Annotated in this window: 11 protein-coding genes; 4 read left to right on the top strand and 7 right to left on the bottom strand. The window is 58.7% G+C overall.

Annotation, left to right across the window (positions count from 1 at the left end; translation table 11 throughout):
• Positions 1–86: 86 nt before the first annotated feature.
• The 5 genes from THS5294_RS06535 to THS5294_RS06555 all read right to left on the bottom strand — a co-directional run bounded on the left by THS5294_RS06535 (position 87) and on the right by THS5294_RS06555 (position 10,076).
• The gene (locus THS5294_RS06535) at positions 87–770 is read right to left on the bottom strand and encodes a S1 family peptidase (protein WP_158508581.1); all 684 of its coding nucleotides are present in this window, start codon (positions 768–770) and stop codon (positions 87–89) included.
• A 153-nt stretch (positions 771–923) separates the two neighbouring features.
• Positions 924–2,627, bottom strand: coding sequence for a ShlB/FhaC/HecB family hemolysin secretion/activation protein (locus THS5294_RS06540; RefSeq protein WP_058123110.1), 1,704 nt, complete (start codon positions 2,625–2,627; stop codon positions 924–926).
• Complete coding sequence (locus THS5294_RS06545) at positions 2,627–6,307, bottom strand: MBG domain-containing protein (protein ID WP_058123111.1); 3,681 nt, start codon at positions 6,305–6,307, stop codon at positions 2,627–2,629. The genes THS5294_RS06540 and THS5294_RS06545 overlap by 1 nt, the downstream gene beginning before the upstream one ends.
• Before the next feature lie 173 nt (positions 6,308–6,480).
• Entirely contained in the window at positions 6,481–7,161 is a 681-nt protein-coding gene (locus THS5294_RS06550) for a GntR family transcriptional regulator (protein ID WP_233486425.1), read from the bottom strand.
• Complete coding sequence (locus tag THS5294_RS06555) at positions 7,158–10,076, bottom strand: FAD-binding and (Fe-S)-binding domain-containing protein (RefSeq protein ID WP_058123112.1); 2,919 nt, start codon at positions 10,074–10,076, stop codon at positions 7,158–7,160. Before THS5294_RS06555 ends, THS5294_RS06550 begins: the two co-directional genes overlap by 4 nt.
• Before the next feature lie 179 nt (positions 10,077–10,255).
• Between THS5294_RS06555 and THS5294_RS06560 the strand changes: the two genes are divergently transcribed.
• From THS5294_RS06560 to THS5294_RS06575, 4 genes are all read left to right on the top strand, one after another.
• Positions 10,256–11,452 carry a pyridoxal-phosphate-dependent aminotransferase family protein gene (locus tag THS5294_RS06560; RefSeq protein ID WP_058123113.1) on the top strand — a complete coding sequence of 399 codons (1,197 nt, stop codon included), beginning with the start codon at positions 10,256–10,258 and terminating at the stop codon, positions 11,450–11,452.
• Positions 11,453–11,536: 84 nt separating this feature from the next.
• On the top strand, positions 11,537–12,493 hold the full coding sequence (locus THS5294_RS06565; RefSeq protein WP_058123114.1) for a Bug family tripartite tricarboxylate transporter substrate binding protein: 957 nt from the start codon (positions 11,537–11,539) through the stop codon (positions 12,491–12,493).
• Between the two features lie 69 nt (positions 12,494–12,562).
• Positions 12,563–13,069: a tripartite tricarboxylate transporter TctB family protein gene (locus tag THS5294_RS06570; protein WP_058123115.1), complete on the top strand. Its 507-nt coding sequence runs from the start codon at positions 12,563–12,565 to the stop codon at positions 13,067–13,069.
• 12 nt (positions 13,070–13,081) lie between these two features.
• Positions 13,082–14,593 (top strand): tripartite tricarboxylate transporter permease, encoded by a 1,512-nt coding sequence (locus THS5294_RS06575; RefSeq protein ID WP_038008198.1) that lies wholly within the window; start codon positions 13,082–13,084, stop codon positions 14,591–14,593.
• A gap of 68 nt (positions 14,594–14,661) precedes the next feature.
• Here the strand turns inward: THS5294_RS06575 and THS5294_RS06580 are convergent, their stop codons facing one another.
• Together THS5294_RS06580 and THS5294_RS06585 are read right to left on the bottom strand one after the other, a co-directional pair.
• Positions 14,662–16,401 carry a SulP family inorganic anion transporter gene (locus THS5294_RS06580; protein WP_058123116.1) on the bottom strand — a complete coding sequence of 580 codons (1,740 nt, stop codon included), beginning with the start codon at positions 16,399–16,401 and terminating at the stop codon, positions 14,662–14,664.
• 136 nt (positions 16,402–16,537) lie between these two features.
• On the bottom strand, positions 16,538–18,217 hold the full coding sequence (locus THS5294_RS06585; RefSeq protein ID WP_058123117.1) for a bifunctional protein tyrosine phosphatase family protein/NAD(P)/FAD-dependent oxidoreductase: 1,680 nt from the start codon (positions 18,215–18,217) through the stop codon (positions 16,538–16,540).
• Between the last annotated feature and the right edge of the window lie 14 nt (positions 18,218–18,231).

Below are 18,231 nucleotides of genomic sequence, written 5' to 3' on the forward strand. Positions count from 1 at the left end.
AATCCGTCCGGGGTCAGGGGAAACACGTCCCCAAGCGGGTTTGTGCAACAAAGCCCTGTGCAACAAAAAACTATGAGCCGATTGTTTTACTGCCCTAGAATCCGATCGACCTCTGCCCTGACCTCATCAATTGATAAGACAAAAACATCTCTTGCTCGAAACTGATGTGCATCACGTAGCGCGGCAACCATTCCAATCGCGTTACCTCGCTGATCGAAAACGGGCCCACCAGAAAAGCCTCTTCTAATATCTGGCATACGCGCGATGACTCCACTCCCGAACGCCTCAATCACCATTGCTCCTGAAGAAATTTGTCCCGAGACTACATAGCGTCGCTGAGGTTGTGCGCTCTTGGCGGCAACGCCAACGGCATAAATCGAGGCGCCTCGAATTTGTTTTGCGTTTGTATACGGCACAACGGGGAGGAAATCCTTCGGAACACGCAAAACGGCTAAGTCCATGCGTGTGCTGATGCCAACAATTTGAGCCGAACGCGAAGCTCTTTTTTGAGAGGACAGCATGAGCCAATCGCCCAGCTTGCGACCCGACACGACATGCGCGTTCGTCACGACCAAGCCGTCAGCAATCATAAATGCAGATCCTATGATCTGCCCATTGGTCAAAGTCGCGTGATACTCGACACCACGATGTGGCTCGACCGCCCATGCAGAGAACGCACAGGCCAATGATATGCAGGAAAGCAAAACAAGCTTTCGCGCAATTCTTCCCACTGTCCGCACACTTGCACGAACAAAATACCCCAAAGGCATAACCCACTCCATCAAACCGGCTTTGCAGCCAGCCCCCGCAAGAAGCATGCGGGCCGGGGGTTAAGACCTGCCTAACTGGCACGGGTCAAGCGCCTAAGGCTTTAGTTGATTTTGTCGTAAGTTGAAGGGATATCCTTCGCGACGCCGATCAAGTCAAAAGCGACCGACAGCACCAATAAACAATCGTGTTTCTCGGCGATTATCAGCGCTATCGCGCGGGGTTCCTTCGATTTGCCGTACAACCTGAGGTGTCAACGATAGCCAATCGTTGATCTCAATCTGCGCACCAAGGCCGATGGATCCAAGCGGCTCATTCTGCTGTCCGTCCCGCGCGATGGATCGATCGTACGCCTCACCGTAATCTACAAACCCAAAGACGTTTGCGGCCTGCGCCCATGTCCCGGGCACCAATGCGCGCCTAAGTTCTAACCGAACGCCATAGCCCGCGTCCCCAGAAGTGTTGCCCGGCGCGAACCCTCGCCCAATCGACGCTCCACCCAAAAAATAGCGTTCGGAATTGGGTTGTATGCCCTTTGAAACTTGCCCCCTAAACTCAGCGAACACGGACCATGGGCTCTGAGCGATTGATTGCAGTCGCGACGCGGTAAGCTGGGCAGACGTGAAATGTAGGTCCCCCGCAGCTGGTCCTGTGGCCGAAACGGTCGCACCTGCTGCCCCCAAGCCTTGCCTTACGGAAACATCTACAAAATTGATCCCGCCGCGCGTATCAGCCACATCCCATGCTGCCCCAACCTCAAACACCGTGATACGGGCGGCTTCGGTCACGACAGCCCCAACCAAACCCGCTTGTGTCTGGTTGTCGCGAAACGTCAGCCCAGCGCGTCCGAAAAGGTTCATCGACCGCGTCCGAACAAAAGGCACCAACAATTGTGCCGAGACCTCCGTTTGATCCGATATGCTCAGCAAGCCCGTCGTATCGCCAGCTTCGCTTAAATCAGGCGCACCTCGGAACACGTTTGCCGCAAAGCGTAGGCGCGCTCCGTCAAAAAGCCCGCCGCCGAACGCCTGAACCGGCATCTCAACGGATACAGACCCAAACTGCAAGGATGACCCCTGCGGCGCATAGGCGAAATTGGCATCCAGTGTTTCGTTCAAACCCATCGCGTTAAACGCGCGCAGGCCCGCGCCAAAGTTCAGATCACCATACAACCGCGACCCGCGATTATCGGCTGAGAAGTACCCGGTCCGTGGCTGCGGCGTGACTTGCACACTTAGGTTGGCTGCCCCGAAGGTATCTGGTGAGGGTCCAAGAACCGTTTCGACCGACCCGCCCGTCACGCTTCCCACGGCATCGCGAGACAGTAAAACGCTCCGCTCCAGCGTCTCAATCGCTAGGGGGCGATCTGACTGCACGGGTTTGAAGTACCGCTGCACAAGCGTCTGCTGGTTTGGCGCGCCACCGGTCAAAGAAAGATCATCAATGAACCCCTCAATGATGAGAATGCGGACAACACCACCTTGGATCGTTTGAGCAGGCAGAACCGCTTGGGAGAGTAAAAACCCCCGTTCCCGGTAGAGCGCGCTGATCTCAGCGGCAATACGATTGAGCCTAGGGATGGTGACAGTCGTGCCCAGAAGATCGCGCCATGTCTGAGACAAAGCCTCCTGATCAATCGCAGTCGCACCCTCCAGTGTGATCTTGTTTAACTGAAACGATGGGCCCGCTCCGGGAGTATTTATTGGCGAAGCTGAGGGCACGAGCTCAGGAGCTTTGACCTGTCGCGACAGGTTGGGCCCTGCGCCCACAAGCGGAGGCAGATCTGCGGGTTGCGCCGCCAGACAAAAAGGAGCGACGCAAAGGCAAATGCCCGCGACGGCAGGAATAAAGCGCTTCATCATTGATCCCAGTACGTTTCAGTTATGGTCACACCCACGCATTCCTCGTTTCGGGTGCCACCCAAATTCACGGCAACACCACAAGTGTCTCGATCCGATGTCGGCTCCTCATCTACGTCCAATCCGCCCGCCGCGGGAACGAAGCCCAAGCTCTCATCCTCAAGACCACCTGCGGCTGGAACGAACCCTTGGGTGCCGGGATCAGCGGCTGGCGCGAAGGCAAGAACTTGCCCCAGCGAATAGTTCAGCGTGAAGGGGTTGGCGTTCGCCAAGCCAATGTCGCGGATCGTCGTACGAAATGCCGCGTCACCCGGGGTCAGCGGTGCAGCACGCGAAGTGGTGGTGCGGATGGTACTCACGACGCCGTCAATCTGGCCTGCGGTCCCTGGAGTTCCAGGTGCGCCCGCCCCAATGCTGAGCGTGCCATCGACAAAGCTAATGTCGTAGTTCGGACTGCTCACCCCGGATGGCGTCACGCTGTAGGTACCCGCCGCTGAAGCCTGAGTGGCTGGTGTGCTAAACGTCAAAGCTCCACTCAAATCTGTCAAAGCCTCCCCCAAAACGAGGCCCGCGGACGTCGCTGTGAAGGTAGGGTTTGGCTGCCCTGCAGCTCGTGAAACATCATCGGCTGAGATGGTTAACGGAGTGGCCAAAACCGCGAGTGTTCCATCCTGCAACGTGACGCTATAGCCTTGGCTCGATACTTGGGGCGTCACGTTGATTACATAGGGACCACCGGACACAGACGCACTGCCCGGTGCGCCAGTGCTAGAGATCACGAGCGGCGCGTCAAATGCTGTTGCTTCACTATCGCCTGGCCGGAAGCCTGCAAATCCCACCTGCAATGTGCCGGTAAGGTCATCGCCATAAGTCTTGCTACGGGATACGGCAGTGACTGTCAGATCAGGCTGTTCACCATAAATAATGCGATTGCCAGTAAAGCTGCGCAGCGTATCCGGTGGGGCAGACGCATAAGTGCGGTTGTAGAGATCAAACGTGCCCGAGGCGGGCTCGGTCCCGGTTAGGCTGTTGAACCTATCCATATATAAGAGCCAGCGGGCCGAGGTGTCGGTCGTACGAAACACATCTGTTCCGGCCGCGTTGTTCAAGCTTGGGCCAGCCTCAACAACAATCGCATTGGTACGCGCGGTACCTGTAACCGACGTACTAGCGGCCAAGTTTACCCCAGTGTCCGTGCGAAGTGAGACTTGGGTCGCCTCAACCCCGCCGCCAATGCTAATAACGCCACCGGTGGTCGCCACATGCAAAGGCACTGTTGTGGCCTCAAAGGCATTGGGCGGCGTGGTCGTGTTAAGCGAAAAATCCGCGCCCGGATCTAGTATAAAACGTGGACGCACGCTCGCCGTAATATCGCCAGTCAGCGTGACATCACCCGATCCACGCACAAAGCCGTCCCACGTCTGGCTGGGAGAATTAATGGTTAAGTCCGCACCATTCAGACCCTGCACACTGCCCCGTGCCCCGGCATCGCCATTCTCAACGATCAAAGCATCCGTGTTGATCGTGAGGCTTCCGCCAAGACCGCCAACAATATCGGCTGTGCTTTGGCGCACCCCATCCCCCGCCAACACGGAAATCGTTGGTGCCGTCAGGGTCACATCTGAGCTATTCCGCGAGCCGCCAATTTCAGAGGCTTGGGCCACGCCATCCCCCCCGGCAACCCGAATTTCAGTGCCCGCGACAATGTCGATATCACCCGAACGACTGTTCACCGACGTCCGGAATGGAACCGCATTTGTCCGCTCGATCAGAACACGACCGGTGGTCGCCTCTAGCGTTATGTCGCCGCTGTTTGTGACAATAAACTGATCCTCAACACTGCCGCCGAGGGCGATATCACCCGTTTGTGCGAGGATACTGACGTCGCCAGCCCCCTTTCCACTGACACTGTCGTTGAGCCGCACATCATTGGCCGCAGTAAGGAAAATATCTCCATCCCGGACCGAGACAATCTGTCGATTAACCGTGATATCGCTGCCTGCGGTCAAGGTCACATCGCCTGCACCCGACATAGTCAGTATGCGGTCCACCACTATCGCACCACCTGAGCGGGCTATGATGTTACCATCCGAGGTTGAAGCAATAGACCAGTTCAACTGAATATCGCCCTCCGCGTTCAGCATAAGGTTACCAACACCTTCGGTGCGCACGTCTGCGTTCACGGTAATGGTGTTATCCGCCTCTAGGCCCAGATCACCATCGCCGTGCCAGATTAGCGGCGTGTCCACCGTGATATCGCCAGCGTCGCTACTGGCCGCCTGCACCGTAGTGATCGTGACGTTCTCATCACGGTTTAGCGCGTCAACAATCGTACTGCCCACGATCTGGTAGTCGCCAGGTCCGGAAGGGGGCGCATTACTGCCCGCGATAGCGGTGGCCCCGCTGCCGCCCACGATCCGTACATTGCGCGGATCAAGCAGCCAAGAGCCCCCCACGCCTGCCGTCACGACCGCATTTTCACCATTGCCCAAGGCGTCTTTGGCAGAGGTTTCGATAAACCCGCCCCCCTCACGCCCGCTGGCTGTGATAGTCCCATCAAACCATGTTGAACCGTCGGCCCAAACGATCACCTCACCCCCAAGGGCGGCAGCACCGTCCGCTTGAACGGTCGAACCAGTATGCAAAACGACATGCTCAGCGCGGCGCATGTCGCCTGTGCCCTGCCGCTCTCCGCCGACAAAAATTCGCCCACCGGACGCCGCCCCGCGCGCGTCCAGAACTGCTGTGGCCTCAATACGAACGCGCTCACCCGTAACCCGAATAGTGCCGCCATCACCCGCGCCCGACGCCTCAAGCGTGCCAGCCACGCGCACGGTGCCGCCCCCCCGTCCGATGAGGGAAATTTCACCGCCCCTGATGCTGCCGGAGGTCGCACGCACCACACCCGACGTATTGATCACATTGTCCAACAGCCCCACGGCACCGCCCGCTGTCATCAGAACTTGACCACCAGGCGCATCGATCACACCACTATGGTCCACGCTGCCACCCACCGGACTGCCAGACACATCGATTTGAAAAACACCGTCACCCGAGAGGTCAATCGTCGTCCGCTCACCCGAGGCCAAGACGACCGTACCAAGGCGCGCCACGATCACGCCGGAGTTCGCAACATTGCGCCCCACCAAGGCCGCAAGCCCCGCATCAGCCACGGTGATTTGCCCTGCGTTGCTGACCTCCGCACCGGGCAAATTGCCGCCGCCGAAACGTAGATCACCACGTTCAAAAAACACACCGGGCGCCACGATCTGGCTGGTCGCGACAAAGCCGCCCGCATCAATAACCGCATCACCTGTCATGATCACACCCGCGGCGTTTTGGATCACGACCGTGCCCGGCGCGGTGATGCGCCCCTCAATCACACTGGGGGAGAAGGACTGCACTCGGTTCAGGGTCGCCGCATTCTGCCCGGGTTGCATGAAATCCACGGAATGACCGGGCGCGAGGTTAAAACTGCGCCAGTCAATGATCGCACGATCCGACCCTTGGGTAATGGTTGTGGTATTCCCAGATTGGCTAATCGCGGCGGTGCCAGCCGCGACCACCCCGGCCTGAGGGCCCTCAGCGGACACAGGCTGGATAAAGATCAAAAGTGAAAAAGCTAGAAAACTTGCAACATCAAAGGCAAGACGCCCTTGCCTTGGGTAAACTTCAAACAACTACCGATACCTCGTAACGCGCCTTAAGGCCTATATTCGAGGTTAAATCGTATAAAAATTAACACAGAGTTGATTTTCTGGATCCGCGTATCTGCGCGGTTTGCCGCCCATCGAGCGCCAGCTAAATCATTCTATCACTTTAGGAAAAGAGACTAAACCGCGCGAAAACGCGCTCAGCTCGACTTTTGATCCAGCCAATCCAGAACCGTTTCGGCCTTATGATCAAGGTGCGTACGCAGTACCCGGGCTAGCCCCGCACCATCGCGCGCCTCTAAACACATGATCATCTGCTCATGCTCAGCAAACGCCAAGGCCCATCGTTCGTCGCTCACGGGGGCCGCGTAGCGCGCTTGGCGCACCCGGATCGCGAGCGATTGAAACTGCGCCGAGAGCGTTTCATTACGCGCACCAACCAAAATCGCCTCATGGATCTTTTGGTTGGTCTTGATGAAACCAGCCCGGTCGCGTGCAGCGTATTGCCCCTCCATTTCGGTGTGGAGCGCGCGGATCTGAGCAATGCCCGCATCGCTAAGTCGAGCACAAGCCAGCTCACCGGCCAGCCCCTCAAGCACACCCATGACGGGATAAATATCCTCAACATCCGCTGGCGTGATGGGGGTCACCCACGCACCACGGTTCGGTTCGAGCGAAATCAACCGATCATTCGCCAAGACCTTGAGGGCCTCACGCAGCGGTGTGCGTGACACACCAAACGCCTCACACAGCTCCTTTTCGGGCACCTTAGACCCCGGCTCCAACTCTCCCCCAACGATGAGTTCTGCCACCTTCTGGGCCAATTCCTCGTGCAGGCTCATACGCTTTAAGGGGCGTGTCTGGGCATCAAAAGCGTTCAAGCGGTCGTCTCCGTTGTTCGTGGCTGCGTCAGCGCCCGGTCCAAAAGGCGTACGACGTGGATGGCCTCACGGTTGGTGCCATCAGCAATTTGGTGGCGGCAAGAGGTTCCGTCGGCGACAACAATTGTCTCAGATGCCGCGGCGCGCACTGCCGGGAAAAGTGTAAGTTCTCCCATTTTGCGTGACACCGCCTCTGTGTCAACTCCGTAACCAAAGGCCCCTGCCATGCCGCAGCATGAGCTTTCGATCATTTCGACCTCAGTGCCTGGCAACAGATCAAGCGTGCGGCGGATCGCAGGCACCACATCGTGGGCCTTTTGGTGGCAATGGCCATGCAACATCACACGCGCCCCGACTGGATGCAGATCAAGATGAAATGTCCCAGCCTCAGTCGCTTCGGCGATATATTCCTCAAGCATTTTGGCGGCAGCCGCGATCTTGGTCGTGGTATCACCCGGGATCAATGCGGGAATTTCGTCGCGCAGCGTCAAAAGACACGACGGTTCTAGCCCGATGATCGGGCGACCCGCAGCAACATGAGGCGCGAGTGCATCGACCAATCGCTGCCCAGTGGCACGGGCCTTATCGATCAGCCCCGTCGCGAAATACGTTCGGCCGCTATCCAGCGGCTTTGCGCCGCCATCCGTGGCCACCGCCACCCGCTTGCCGCCCGCACGCAAAACACGCACCGCAGCCCTCAGGTTTTCGGGCTCAAAATAGCGGTTAAAGATGTCCGCGAACAGGATGACATCCGGATCTGCATCCTGCGCCTCTGCATCGCGAAACGGGTTCGATGACCAATGTGGCAACTGCCGTGAGGCCGCGAACCCCGTGGGTTTTTCCAGCGCCTTAGCCAAACCCGGTACCCTGTTGCGCAGGTTCAAAAGCCACGGCACCCTAGAGGCATAGGGCGCATAGTCAGGCATGTGCGCGACCAGCTTTTCATGTAGGCTGAGCCCGTGTTTTTGCGCACGCGCCGCCAGCACTTCGACCTTCATCTTGGCCATATCGACACCCGTCGGACATTCACGTTTGCATGCCTTGCATGAGACGCAGAACTTCATCGTCTCCATCATCTCATCCGAGGTCAGCGCGTCCTCACCCAACTGCCCCGAAATCGCGAGCCTTAGGGAATTGGCCCGACCCCGCGTGACATCCCGCTCATTACGGGTCGCCCGGTAAGAGGGACACATCGCGCCCCCCTCCAGCTTACGGCAGGCACCGTTGTTGTTACACATCTCAATCGCGCCCTGAAAACCGCCGCCCGCCCCCGGCCAAGCGGACCAGTCAAACGCGGTCTTGAGCGGCTTGACCGCGTAATCCGGCCCAAAGCGGAAAAGCGTACGATCGTCCATCTTGGGCGCTTCGACGATCTTGCCGGGGTTGAAGCGTCGTTTGGGGTCAAAGCGGTCTTTGACCTTTAGAAAGGCATCCGTAATCTCGGACCCGAACATCTTTTCATGAAACTCGGACCGGACGATCCCATCGCCATGCTCGCCCGAGTGAGAGCCTTTGTATTCTGCCACCAGATCAAAGGCTTCCTCCGCGATTGAACGCATTTTAGCCACGTCCTCACCGGCCTTCATGTTCAGGATCGGCCGCACATGCAGACAGCCCACCGAGGCGTGCGCATACCATGTCCCCGATGTATCATGACGCTCGAAAATACCGGTCAGACGCTTAGTATAAGCGGCAAGGTCTTTTAGCTCGACGGCGCAATCTTCCACAAAACTGACGGGCTTCCCCTCCTGCTTCATGGACATCATGATATTCAAACCGGATTTGCGCACCTCGGCCACTTGGCCCTGAAGCCGTTGGTCCTCTACGTCGATCACCCCGCCCCATTTGCTGCCGCTCTGCGCCCAGTCAAAGTCCAGATCAGCCATCGCCTGATGCAGATCACGCAGCTTGGCGGCGTTCGCCTCGGGGCTGCCTTCGTCGAACTCCACCAACAAAACGGCTGCCGGGTCCCCCTTAACCACCTTATCGATCGTCGGCCGGAACATTGGGATCTGACGTGACAGGCCGATCATGGTCGCGTCGACCAGTTCAACCGACAGCGGGTTCGTTTTGACCAAGTGCTGGGTCGCATCCATTGCCTGATAAAACGTCGGAAAATGGCAAACACCCATGACCTTTTTGCCGACCACGGGCCAGAGCTTCAGCTCAATTTTGGTGAAATATGCCAGCGTTCCTTCGGAGCCGACCAACAGATGTGCCATGTTCGGCGCATGACCGTTGCGCACCAACGCATCAAGGTTATAACCGCCGACCCGCCGCTTCAGCTTTGGGAACCGCGCCTCAATTAGCGCGGCGTTCTCGGCACCCAAGGCCAACATATCAGCCGCTATCAGGTCATAGGGCGTATTGCCCTGTGCCAGGGCCAGGTCGACTTCCCCGAAGATCGCGACTGTGCCGTCGTGCATCACCGCCTCGATAGAAATGACATTATCGCGCATTGTCCCATAACGCAGGGATCGCCCGCCGCAGGAGTTGTTCGCAGCCATCCCCCCAATCGTCGCCCGAGAGGCCGTGGACACATCCACCGGATACCACAGCCCATGGGGTTTGAGCGCGCGGTTCAGCTCATCCAACACGACGCCGGGCTCAACCACCGCCCGGCGGTTTTCCACGTCGACTTCAAGGATACCGTTAAAGTGGCGGGCGTTGTCGACGATCAGCCCAGAGTTGACTGTTTGCCCGCATTGGGATGTCCCGCCCCCGCGTCCTGTCACAGGCACACCAGCCGTGCGCGCGGCATACAAGGCCGCCTCGACGTCTTCGCGCGTGCGCGGCGCAACCACCCCAACAGGCATCATTTGATAGATAGATGCATCGGTCGAATACCGCCCCCGAGAGAACCGATCAAAGAGGATATCCCCCTGAAAATTCTGACGCAGCGACTGCTCTAACATCTTATGTCCTCCAGCGCCCACATGACGACGCGTTGTTATCAGAATGGGCGGCTTTACGAAATATATTGACTCGTTCATAATCGCCCGTAATACATAATGCAAAATTAAATATGCATAGGGCACGTGACGTCAACCATTCAGGGAAACGGATCGCCCCCAAAACGACGGAGGAGACGCTTATGGCCCGAAAGGCTGGACGTCATTTTTTGCAAATCCCAGGCCCTTCGGCCGTGCCAGATCGCATTCTGCACGCCATCGCGCGGCAGACGATTGATCACCGCGGACCAGACTTCGCAGCCGTCGGCCAAACCGCGCTTGAGGGGATGAAAACCATCTTCAAGACCGAAGCAGGCCACGTCTTTATCTATCCCGCGTCCGGTACCGGTGCGTGGGAAGCGGCCTTGGTCAACACGGTCAAAGAAGGCGACCGCGTCTTGATGTATGAGACAGGCCACTTTGCTACTCTGTGGAACAAGATGGCCAGCAAGCTGGGTGTTGAGGCCGAGTTCATTGAAGGCGATTGGCGCGGTGGTGCAGACCCCGACGCTATTGAAGCGCGCCTGCGGGCCGATACAAACCACGAAATCAAAGCCGTCTGCGTTGTTCACAACGAGACCTCAACCGGCTCCGTTTCGCCCATCGCGCAGGTGCGTGCGGCCATCGACGCGGCCAAGCACCCCGCCCTATTGATGGTAGACAGCATCTCGGGACTGGCCTCGGTTGATTTCCGCTTTGACGAATGGGGCGTCGATGTCTGCGTGTCCGGCTCGCAAAAGGGTCTGATGCTGCCCCCCGGGATCAGCTTTAACGCCGTCAGTGACAAAGCCATGGCCGTGGCCCGCACCGGTGGGATGCGCCGCTCCTACTGGGATTGGAACGATATGGTCGGGCCAAACGCGACCGGTTACTTCCCCTACACCCCCGGCACCAACATGCTTTACGGCCTCAACGAGGCAATCGCGATGCTGCACGAAGAAGGTTTGGACGCAGTCTTTGCCCGCCATGCCCGCCATGGTGCCGCGACCCGCGCCGCCGTGCGGGGTTGGGGCCTAGAGGTGCTGTGTGCCCAACAGGGCCAAGAAAGTGGGGTGCTAACGGCCGTCTTGATGCCCGAAGGGCACAGCGCGGACGGCTTCCGTAAAACCGTGTTGGAGCAATCGGATATCTCGCTCGGCAATGGCCTGTCCAAGGTCGCTGACAAAGTGTTCCGCATCGGTCACCTTGGCGATTTCAACGATGCCATGCTGTTGGCCACACTTACGGGCGTTGAGCGTGGGCTAACCCGCGCCGGCGTTCCACACCAAAAGGGCGGTTTGGATGCTGCCATCGAAGTGCTCGACACTGTCGACGCCTCGGCACTCAAAGCGGCAGAATAAGACCGTATCATCCAGAAAACGGAGCAGCGCGCCACGTGCGCGCCCTGCTCCACCAAAAAAAGATGAAAAACTGGGAGGACTACCATGACCAAAACCACACTCACCCTTGCGGCGCTTGCTGCGGGCCTCGCGTTCGCCGCACCTGCAGTCGCAAGCGACGATTACCCCTCACGGACCGTTGAAGTCATTCACCACTACGGCCCCGGCGGCGGCACCGACCGCTTTGTGCGCGCAGTGGCAGAACCCTTCGCCGAGATCACAGGCCAGCAGATGGTGCCGGTTTCTATCAAAGGCGGCGGCGGCATTCCCGCAATCGCACAATGGCAACGTCGCCCCGACGATGGTTACACGCTCATGGCGATCAGCCCCGCGCAGGTCATCAGCCACGTGCAAGGCCGCATCGACATGGCCGACTTCCTGCCGCTGGCCCGCGTACAATTCGACCAAGCCCTGATCTGGGTGCCGGCCGATAGCCCCTTCCAGACAGTCCAAGACATGCTAGACGCAGCCAAGGCCAACCCCGGCTCTGTATCCGTGGCCCTCTCCGGTGCCGGCGGTTTTGATGAGGTCGCGGTCAGCCTGTTCGGCCTTGAGGCTGATGTGAACTTTACCACTGTACCGTTCTCGTCGTCCGAGATGGTGTCAAACACCGTTGGCGGCCAAGTCGACGCGATGTTCGAAGAGTTCGGCCCTGCGCGCGGTCTGTGGGAATCCGGTGATCTGCGTCCGCTAGTCCTTTTCTCCGAAACTCGCCTGCCCGAACTGCCCGACGTGCCCACAGCGGTTGAGATGGGCTATGACGTTACGCTTGGCCGCTGGCGCGCGTTTGCCATGCAAGGCGGCGACGACATGGACCAAGCAAAACACCTGTACGGTGTGATCGAACAAGCGGTTGAGGCCGACAGCTACAAAGCGTTTGAAGCGCAGTCCGCCCTTCAATACCGCTCTGAGTTGATCGGTCTGGACGATTTCAAAGCGTTCATCGACACCGAGATCGAGACCTACACAAGTGTGATGAAGCAACTCGGCTACATCGACTAAGCGACCTTTTCGGCGCCGCCCCCACCCGGGCGGCGCTTTTCTCATTTCTGCTCAGTGACGGAGGACACCATGTCCAAGCACGCGCTTGATTTCGCGTTTGCCATGCTCTTGTGCGTGGCCTGCATTTTCCTTTGGTTCGTGGCGGACGGGTTCCGCGGCTCTCCGCGCTATGCCCAGATTGACACCGACTTCTGGCCCAAGATCGTGACCGGCGTTGCTGCTGTCCTGACCGGCATTATTGCTGCGCAAAACGCATACGCATGGTGGCAAGAACGCCGACTGTCACAAGTTGGGGAAACTATCACCATAGACTGGGCTCGCATCGGCCGGATGGCCGCGATGGGTGGCTTGGTCTTGCTCTACTTCTTTACCTTCGACCGCGTGGGCTTTTTGCTGGCGACGGTGGCGTTCCTCTGGGTCGCGGCATTTTCGCTGCACGGAGGGCGCATCATGACCAAGATCATCTTTGCGCCCGTTTTCACGATCGCGCTCACGGCATTGTTCACAAAGGTTCTGGGCCTGCCCGTGCCACGCGGTGACGGTGTGTTTTATCAATTCAGCCTGATGTTCTACTAGGGAGCCGCCGCAATGGAAGCCTATCTCGAGGCCTTTGCCTTTATCTTCGGCAGCCCAGTCAACATCGCCTTCATCGTATTCAGCGTACTGTGGGGCATCGCCTTTGGCTCAGTGCCGGGCCTGACGGGCATTGTCGGGGTCGCACTTTTGATCCCATTCACCTACGCCTTTTCGCCTGAACAAAGTCTGCTTCTTTTGGGCGGCGTCTATGTGGGTGCTACGTTTGGTGGCTCGATCTCAGCCATTTTGTTCAACACGCCCGGCTCGCCCGAAGCCGCCTGCACGGCGCTGGACGGCTATCCGATGGCGCGCAACGGTCAGGGTGGCAAAGCCCTGGGCATTGCATTGGCGTCCTCCGCGATTGGCGGAATCTTTGGCACATTGGTGTTGATGCTGCTCGCCCCACCCATGGCACAACTGGCTTTGGCATTCGGCCCAGCGGAATACTTTGCGTTGGCTATTCTGGGCATCTCAGCGATTGCATCTATCGGCTCCGGCTCGGTCCTGAAGGGGCTGGTCGCGGGCCTGATCGGACTTGGCGTTGCAACCGTGGGCCTCGACCCGATCACAGGGTTTGAGCGGTATACCTTTGACAACCTAATGCTGCTGACAGGGATCAGCTTCGTGCCCGTCATCATCGGCACATTCGCACTCGCAGAAGTGTTGAGCCGCGTGAGCGAGGGCAGCACACCGACCAACGTCATCACCAACGTCTCGACCAAGTTGCCCACCCGTGAGGAAATGGGCGAGGTGAAGGGCACCCTGGCGCGTTCCTCCGTTATCGGTTCCATCATCGGGGCCCTGCCCGGCGTGGGCGCAACCACGGCGGCCTTCATCAGCTACTCTGAGGCCGTGCGATGGTCCAAGCGCCCCGAGAAGTTCGGCACAGGCGTACCCGAGGGGATCGCAGCCCCAGAAGCGGCTAACAATTCAGCCGTAGGGGGCTCCATGATCCCGCTGCTGGCTTTGGGCATTCCCGGCAGTGCGACCACGGCTGTGATGCTCGGCGGCCTGACGATCCACGGGATCGTACCCGGCCCGCTGTTGATGGAAAACAACACGCTTTTGGTCTATACGGTGTTCATCTCAATGATGCTGGCCAATATTCTAATGTTGATCTTTGGCATCCGTGCAGCGCGGTATTTCGCCCTCATCCTCACGATCCCCTACGCCTATGTGGGCCCCGCGATCGTGGTGATGTGTATCACTGGTGTATACGGGCTGAACGCCAACATGTTCGACATCGCTGTGATGCTCAGCTTTGGCCTAATCGGGGTCTTACTGCGGGTCATGAGTTACCCCGTGGCGTCCTTCATCATTGGCCTTGTGCTTGGTCCCATCGCCGAGACCAGCTTGCGCCAAGGCCTGATGATCACGCAGTTCGACTACAGCGAGTTCCTGATGCGCCCGATCGCCGCGACACTGCTGACGCTATCGGCAGCCTCGCTGGTGTACGGATTGTATGGGCAGTGGAAACGTAGCCGCGGATCATCTGGCGGATCATCACCCGAGGCCGCTGAGTAAGCAGTGTCTTACCATTGTCTAGCATTCAAAGCGGCGCCCTCTAACCGGGGCGCCGTTTTTCTTAGCACCTATTCTGCCACACGGCTGAGCGGCCTATGCGGATCGGTCAAAGCTTGCCAAGCATCATATTGCGCCAAGAACACCTGACCATTCAAAGCACCCAACAAGTGGGATCGTTTGAGCCGGTCCATCACCGGGCCTTTTACCTCCGACAGGTGCAGCCCAACCCCCATATCCGCAAGGCGTTGGTTAATTTCCTCAAGGCTCTCAAGGGCAGAGAAATCGACATCATTTACCGCAGAACACATCAGCACGACGTTCTTGATCGATGGCGCCTCCGTCACGCGCTTTTGGATCAAATCCTCAAGAAACCGAGCGTTCACGAAATAAAGACTCTCATCCACGCGCAGGGTCACAAGGCTGGGGTCGGTAATAACGCTATGGCGGTGAATATTGCGAAAATGCTGGGTCCCGGGGACCAACCCGACTTCGGCCACATGGGGTCGCGAGGTTTGATAGATATGCAAAAGAGCTGAGATGATGACCCCGGCGGCCACCCCAATCTCTACCCCCAAGCCCAGCGTTAGCAGAATTGTGGAAGCCACAGCCGTGAAATCCGCACTCGAATATCCCCACGTCTTTTTCAAGATCGACAGATCGACCAAGCCGAGAACCGCCACAATAATCGTGGCCGCGAGCGTCGCGTTGGGCAAGAAATACACCAACGGCGTTAGGGCGACGGCGGCGATGGTCAGGCCAATCGCGGTGAATGCCCCCGCAGCCGGGGTCTCAGCACCTGCGTCAAAGTTCACGACCGAGCGCGCAAAGCCCCCCGTCACGGGATAGCCCCCGGTAAAGGCCGCGCCGATGTTGGCCGCGCCCAAGCCAATCAACTCTTGGTCCGGATCGATCCGTTGCCGTTTCTTGGCCGCAAGCGTCTGTGCGACCGACACGCTTTCCACAAAACCAATGACCGAGATCAGGATAGCCGGCATGATCAACGCCCCCACAAGGTCAGGGGCAAAGCTGGGCAGGGTGAGCGGCGGCAGGCTTTGCGGCACCGCGCCAACGATCCGCACACCCTGATCCGACAGCCCGAAGCCCCAGACCGCGCACGTCGTCGCGACCACCGCCCCGACCGGCCCGGCCTTGGTCAGAATATCCGCCAAGAGCCCCGGCATGCCTATGCGCTTGAGCGTGGATTTCAGATGTTTACGGACCCAGAATAAAAACGCGATCGCACTGACGCCGATCAAAACCGTGGGCAGATGAACATCAGGCAGGTGGGACACCAACGCGCCCAGAATTTCCGGCAGAGTGTGGCCGTGGGCCTCAATCCCCAAAATGTGCTTCAACTGACTCGCAGCGATCAAGATACCGGACGCTGTGATGAACCCTGATATCACTGGATGGCTGAGAAAGTTCGCGAGAAACCCCAATCGCAGCAAACCCATCGCCAACAACATCGCCCCCGACAGGCCCGCCAACGTCAGAGCGGCAACCGCGTATCCCGCCGTGCCCTGTTCTGCCACTTGGCCAATCGCTGAGGCTGTCAACAACGACACCACCGCCACAGGCCCGACCGCAAGCGAACGGCTGGTGCCAAACACGGCATAAAGCATAATCGGCACGATTGAGGCATAGATCCCGGCCTCAGGCGGCAAGCCCGCCAGCATCGCATAAGCCAACGACTGCGGGATCAACATGATCGTCACGATGACGGCCGCGATAAGGTCATTGGACAGGGAATGGCGGTTGTAGCTCCGCCCCCAGTCAAGGATCGGAAGGTACTGGCGCAGGTGGGGCATCGTTTGTCTCATTATAATCAAGGCGGTGGCAACGAGGGGACATCGCTGCCACCGCGGAAAACCCGACGGGGAGGCGCCGGGCAAAGCCCAAGGGATGCATGTTCGCGCAATGCCCCCCATGGGCGCCGCAGCGGGCCTACTCCGCTGCGACGTTCACTTTCTCTGGCTTGGCAAGCCACTCCTTGCCGCGCAGCATCGCCTTCCAGTAAATCGGCGGCAGCATCGTTTCCTTCAGGAACCACGCCGCGCGGCTGGGCTTGGTGCCATCAAGCAGAAACGACGGAAAGCTCGGCTTTAAAACGCCGCCATAGCCAAACTCCGCGAGCACAATCTTACCACGCTCAACCGTCAGCGGGCACGATCCATAACCATCATATTGCGCGGTTGCGGAGTACCCGTTGATATCGGCCATGATATTATCCGCGACGGTTGGGGCCTGTTTGCGGGCGGCGGCAGCCGTCTTGGCATTGGGTGCATTCATCACATCGCCCAGCGACCAAATGTTCTCAAATTCCTTGTGGCGCAGCGTGGCCTGATCCACGTCCACCCAACCAGCTGCATCGGCCAAGGGCGACACCCGGATGAAATCCGGCGCGGTTTGTGGCGGACACACATGGATCATGTCGAACTCAACTGTGACAGACGTTGCGTCCTCATTCGGTTTTGCCACATCAAACGTGGCCGTCTTGGCCGCACCATCCACCGCCCGCAGCGTATGAAAGAAATTCAAAGTCGCATCGTATTTTTCGACGTATTTTTCCAAGGCCGGAACGTAGTCCTTGACCCCAAACAACACGCCACCTGCGTTCATAAACTGGATATCGATGCCGTCCAGCACGCCGCGCCGGTGCCACGCATCACCCGACAGGTACATCGCCTTTTGCGGTGCACCCGCGCATTTGATCGGCATCGCCGGTTGAGTAAAGATGGCCCGGCCAGAGGTCATCTGGCGGACAAGCTCCCACGTATAAGGGGCCAGATCATAGCGGTAGTTTGAGGTCACGCCATTGCGCCCCAGCGTTTCTTCGAGCCCCTCAACCCCGGCCCAGTCCAGCTTCAAACCGGGACACACCACAAGGCGGTCGTATTTCACCACGCGGCACCCATCGAGGATGACGGCGTTTGCCTGAGGCTCGAATGCAGCAACCGCCGATTTGATCCAATGCACGCCCTTGGGGATCAGGCTGCCCATGGTTTTCGCGGTTTGCTCGGGCGTAAAAATGCCGCCCCCCACCATGGTCCAACCGGGTTGATAATAGTGCACATCCGCAGGGTCGATCACAGCGACGCTCAGATCCCGATCACGAGCCTTGAGGCTCGCCGCTACGGAAATGCCCGCTGCACCGGCCCCTACGATGACCACCTCAAAATGAGCGTCACCCGTGTCTGTGGGTGTCTTACCCCCGTTGGCGATCCGGCGCGCCACACCGTTCATGTCATAGCCCGCAGCTTTGGTCGCAGCCAAGATATCGGGCATCGGGCGTTTGTCCGCCTCATGAAAGGACCACAGCGTGGCCGACCGTGTGCCGGTCCGACAATAAGCCAAAACGGGCCGCGGCAACTCTGCTAAGGCAGAGGCAAAGGCCGCCACATCGTCGTCCGTCACCATGCCCGCAGTAACAGGAACATACGCGATCTGAAGCCCGGCCACGTTGGCTGCCGCCTCGATTTCATCGAAATTGGGCTGATCTGCGCCTTCGCCATCAGGCCGATTGCATATGATCGCGCGAAAGCCCGCCTCAGCAACCTTGGCCACGTCCGCTACCGTAATCTGGGGGCTAACAGAGACCTGAGGCGAGAGTGTTTTGATATCCATAAATGCGTCCTCCC

It is taken from the genome of Thalassobacter stenotrophicus, from assembly GCF_001458315.1.
Lineage (GTDB): Bacteria > Pseudomonadota > Alphaproteobacteria > Rhodobacterales > Rhodobacteraceae > Thalassobacter > Thalassobacter stenotrophicus.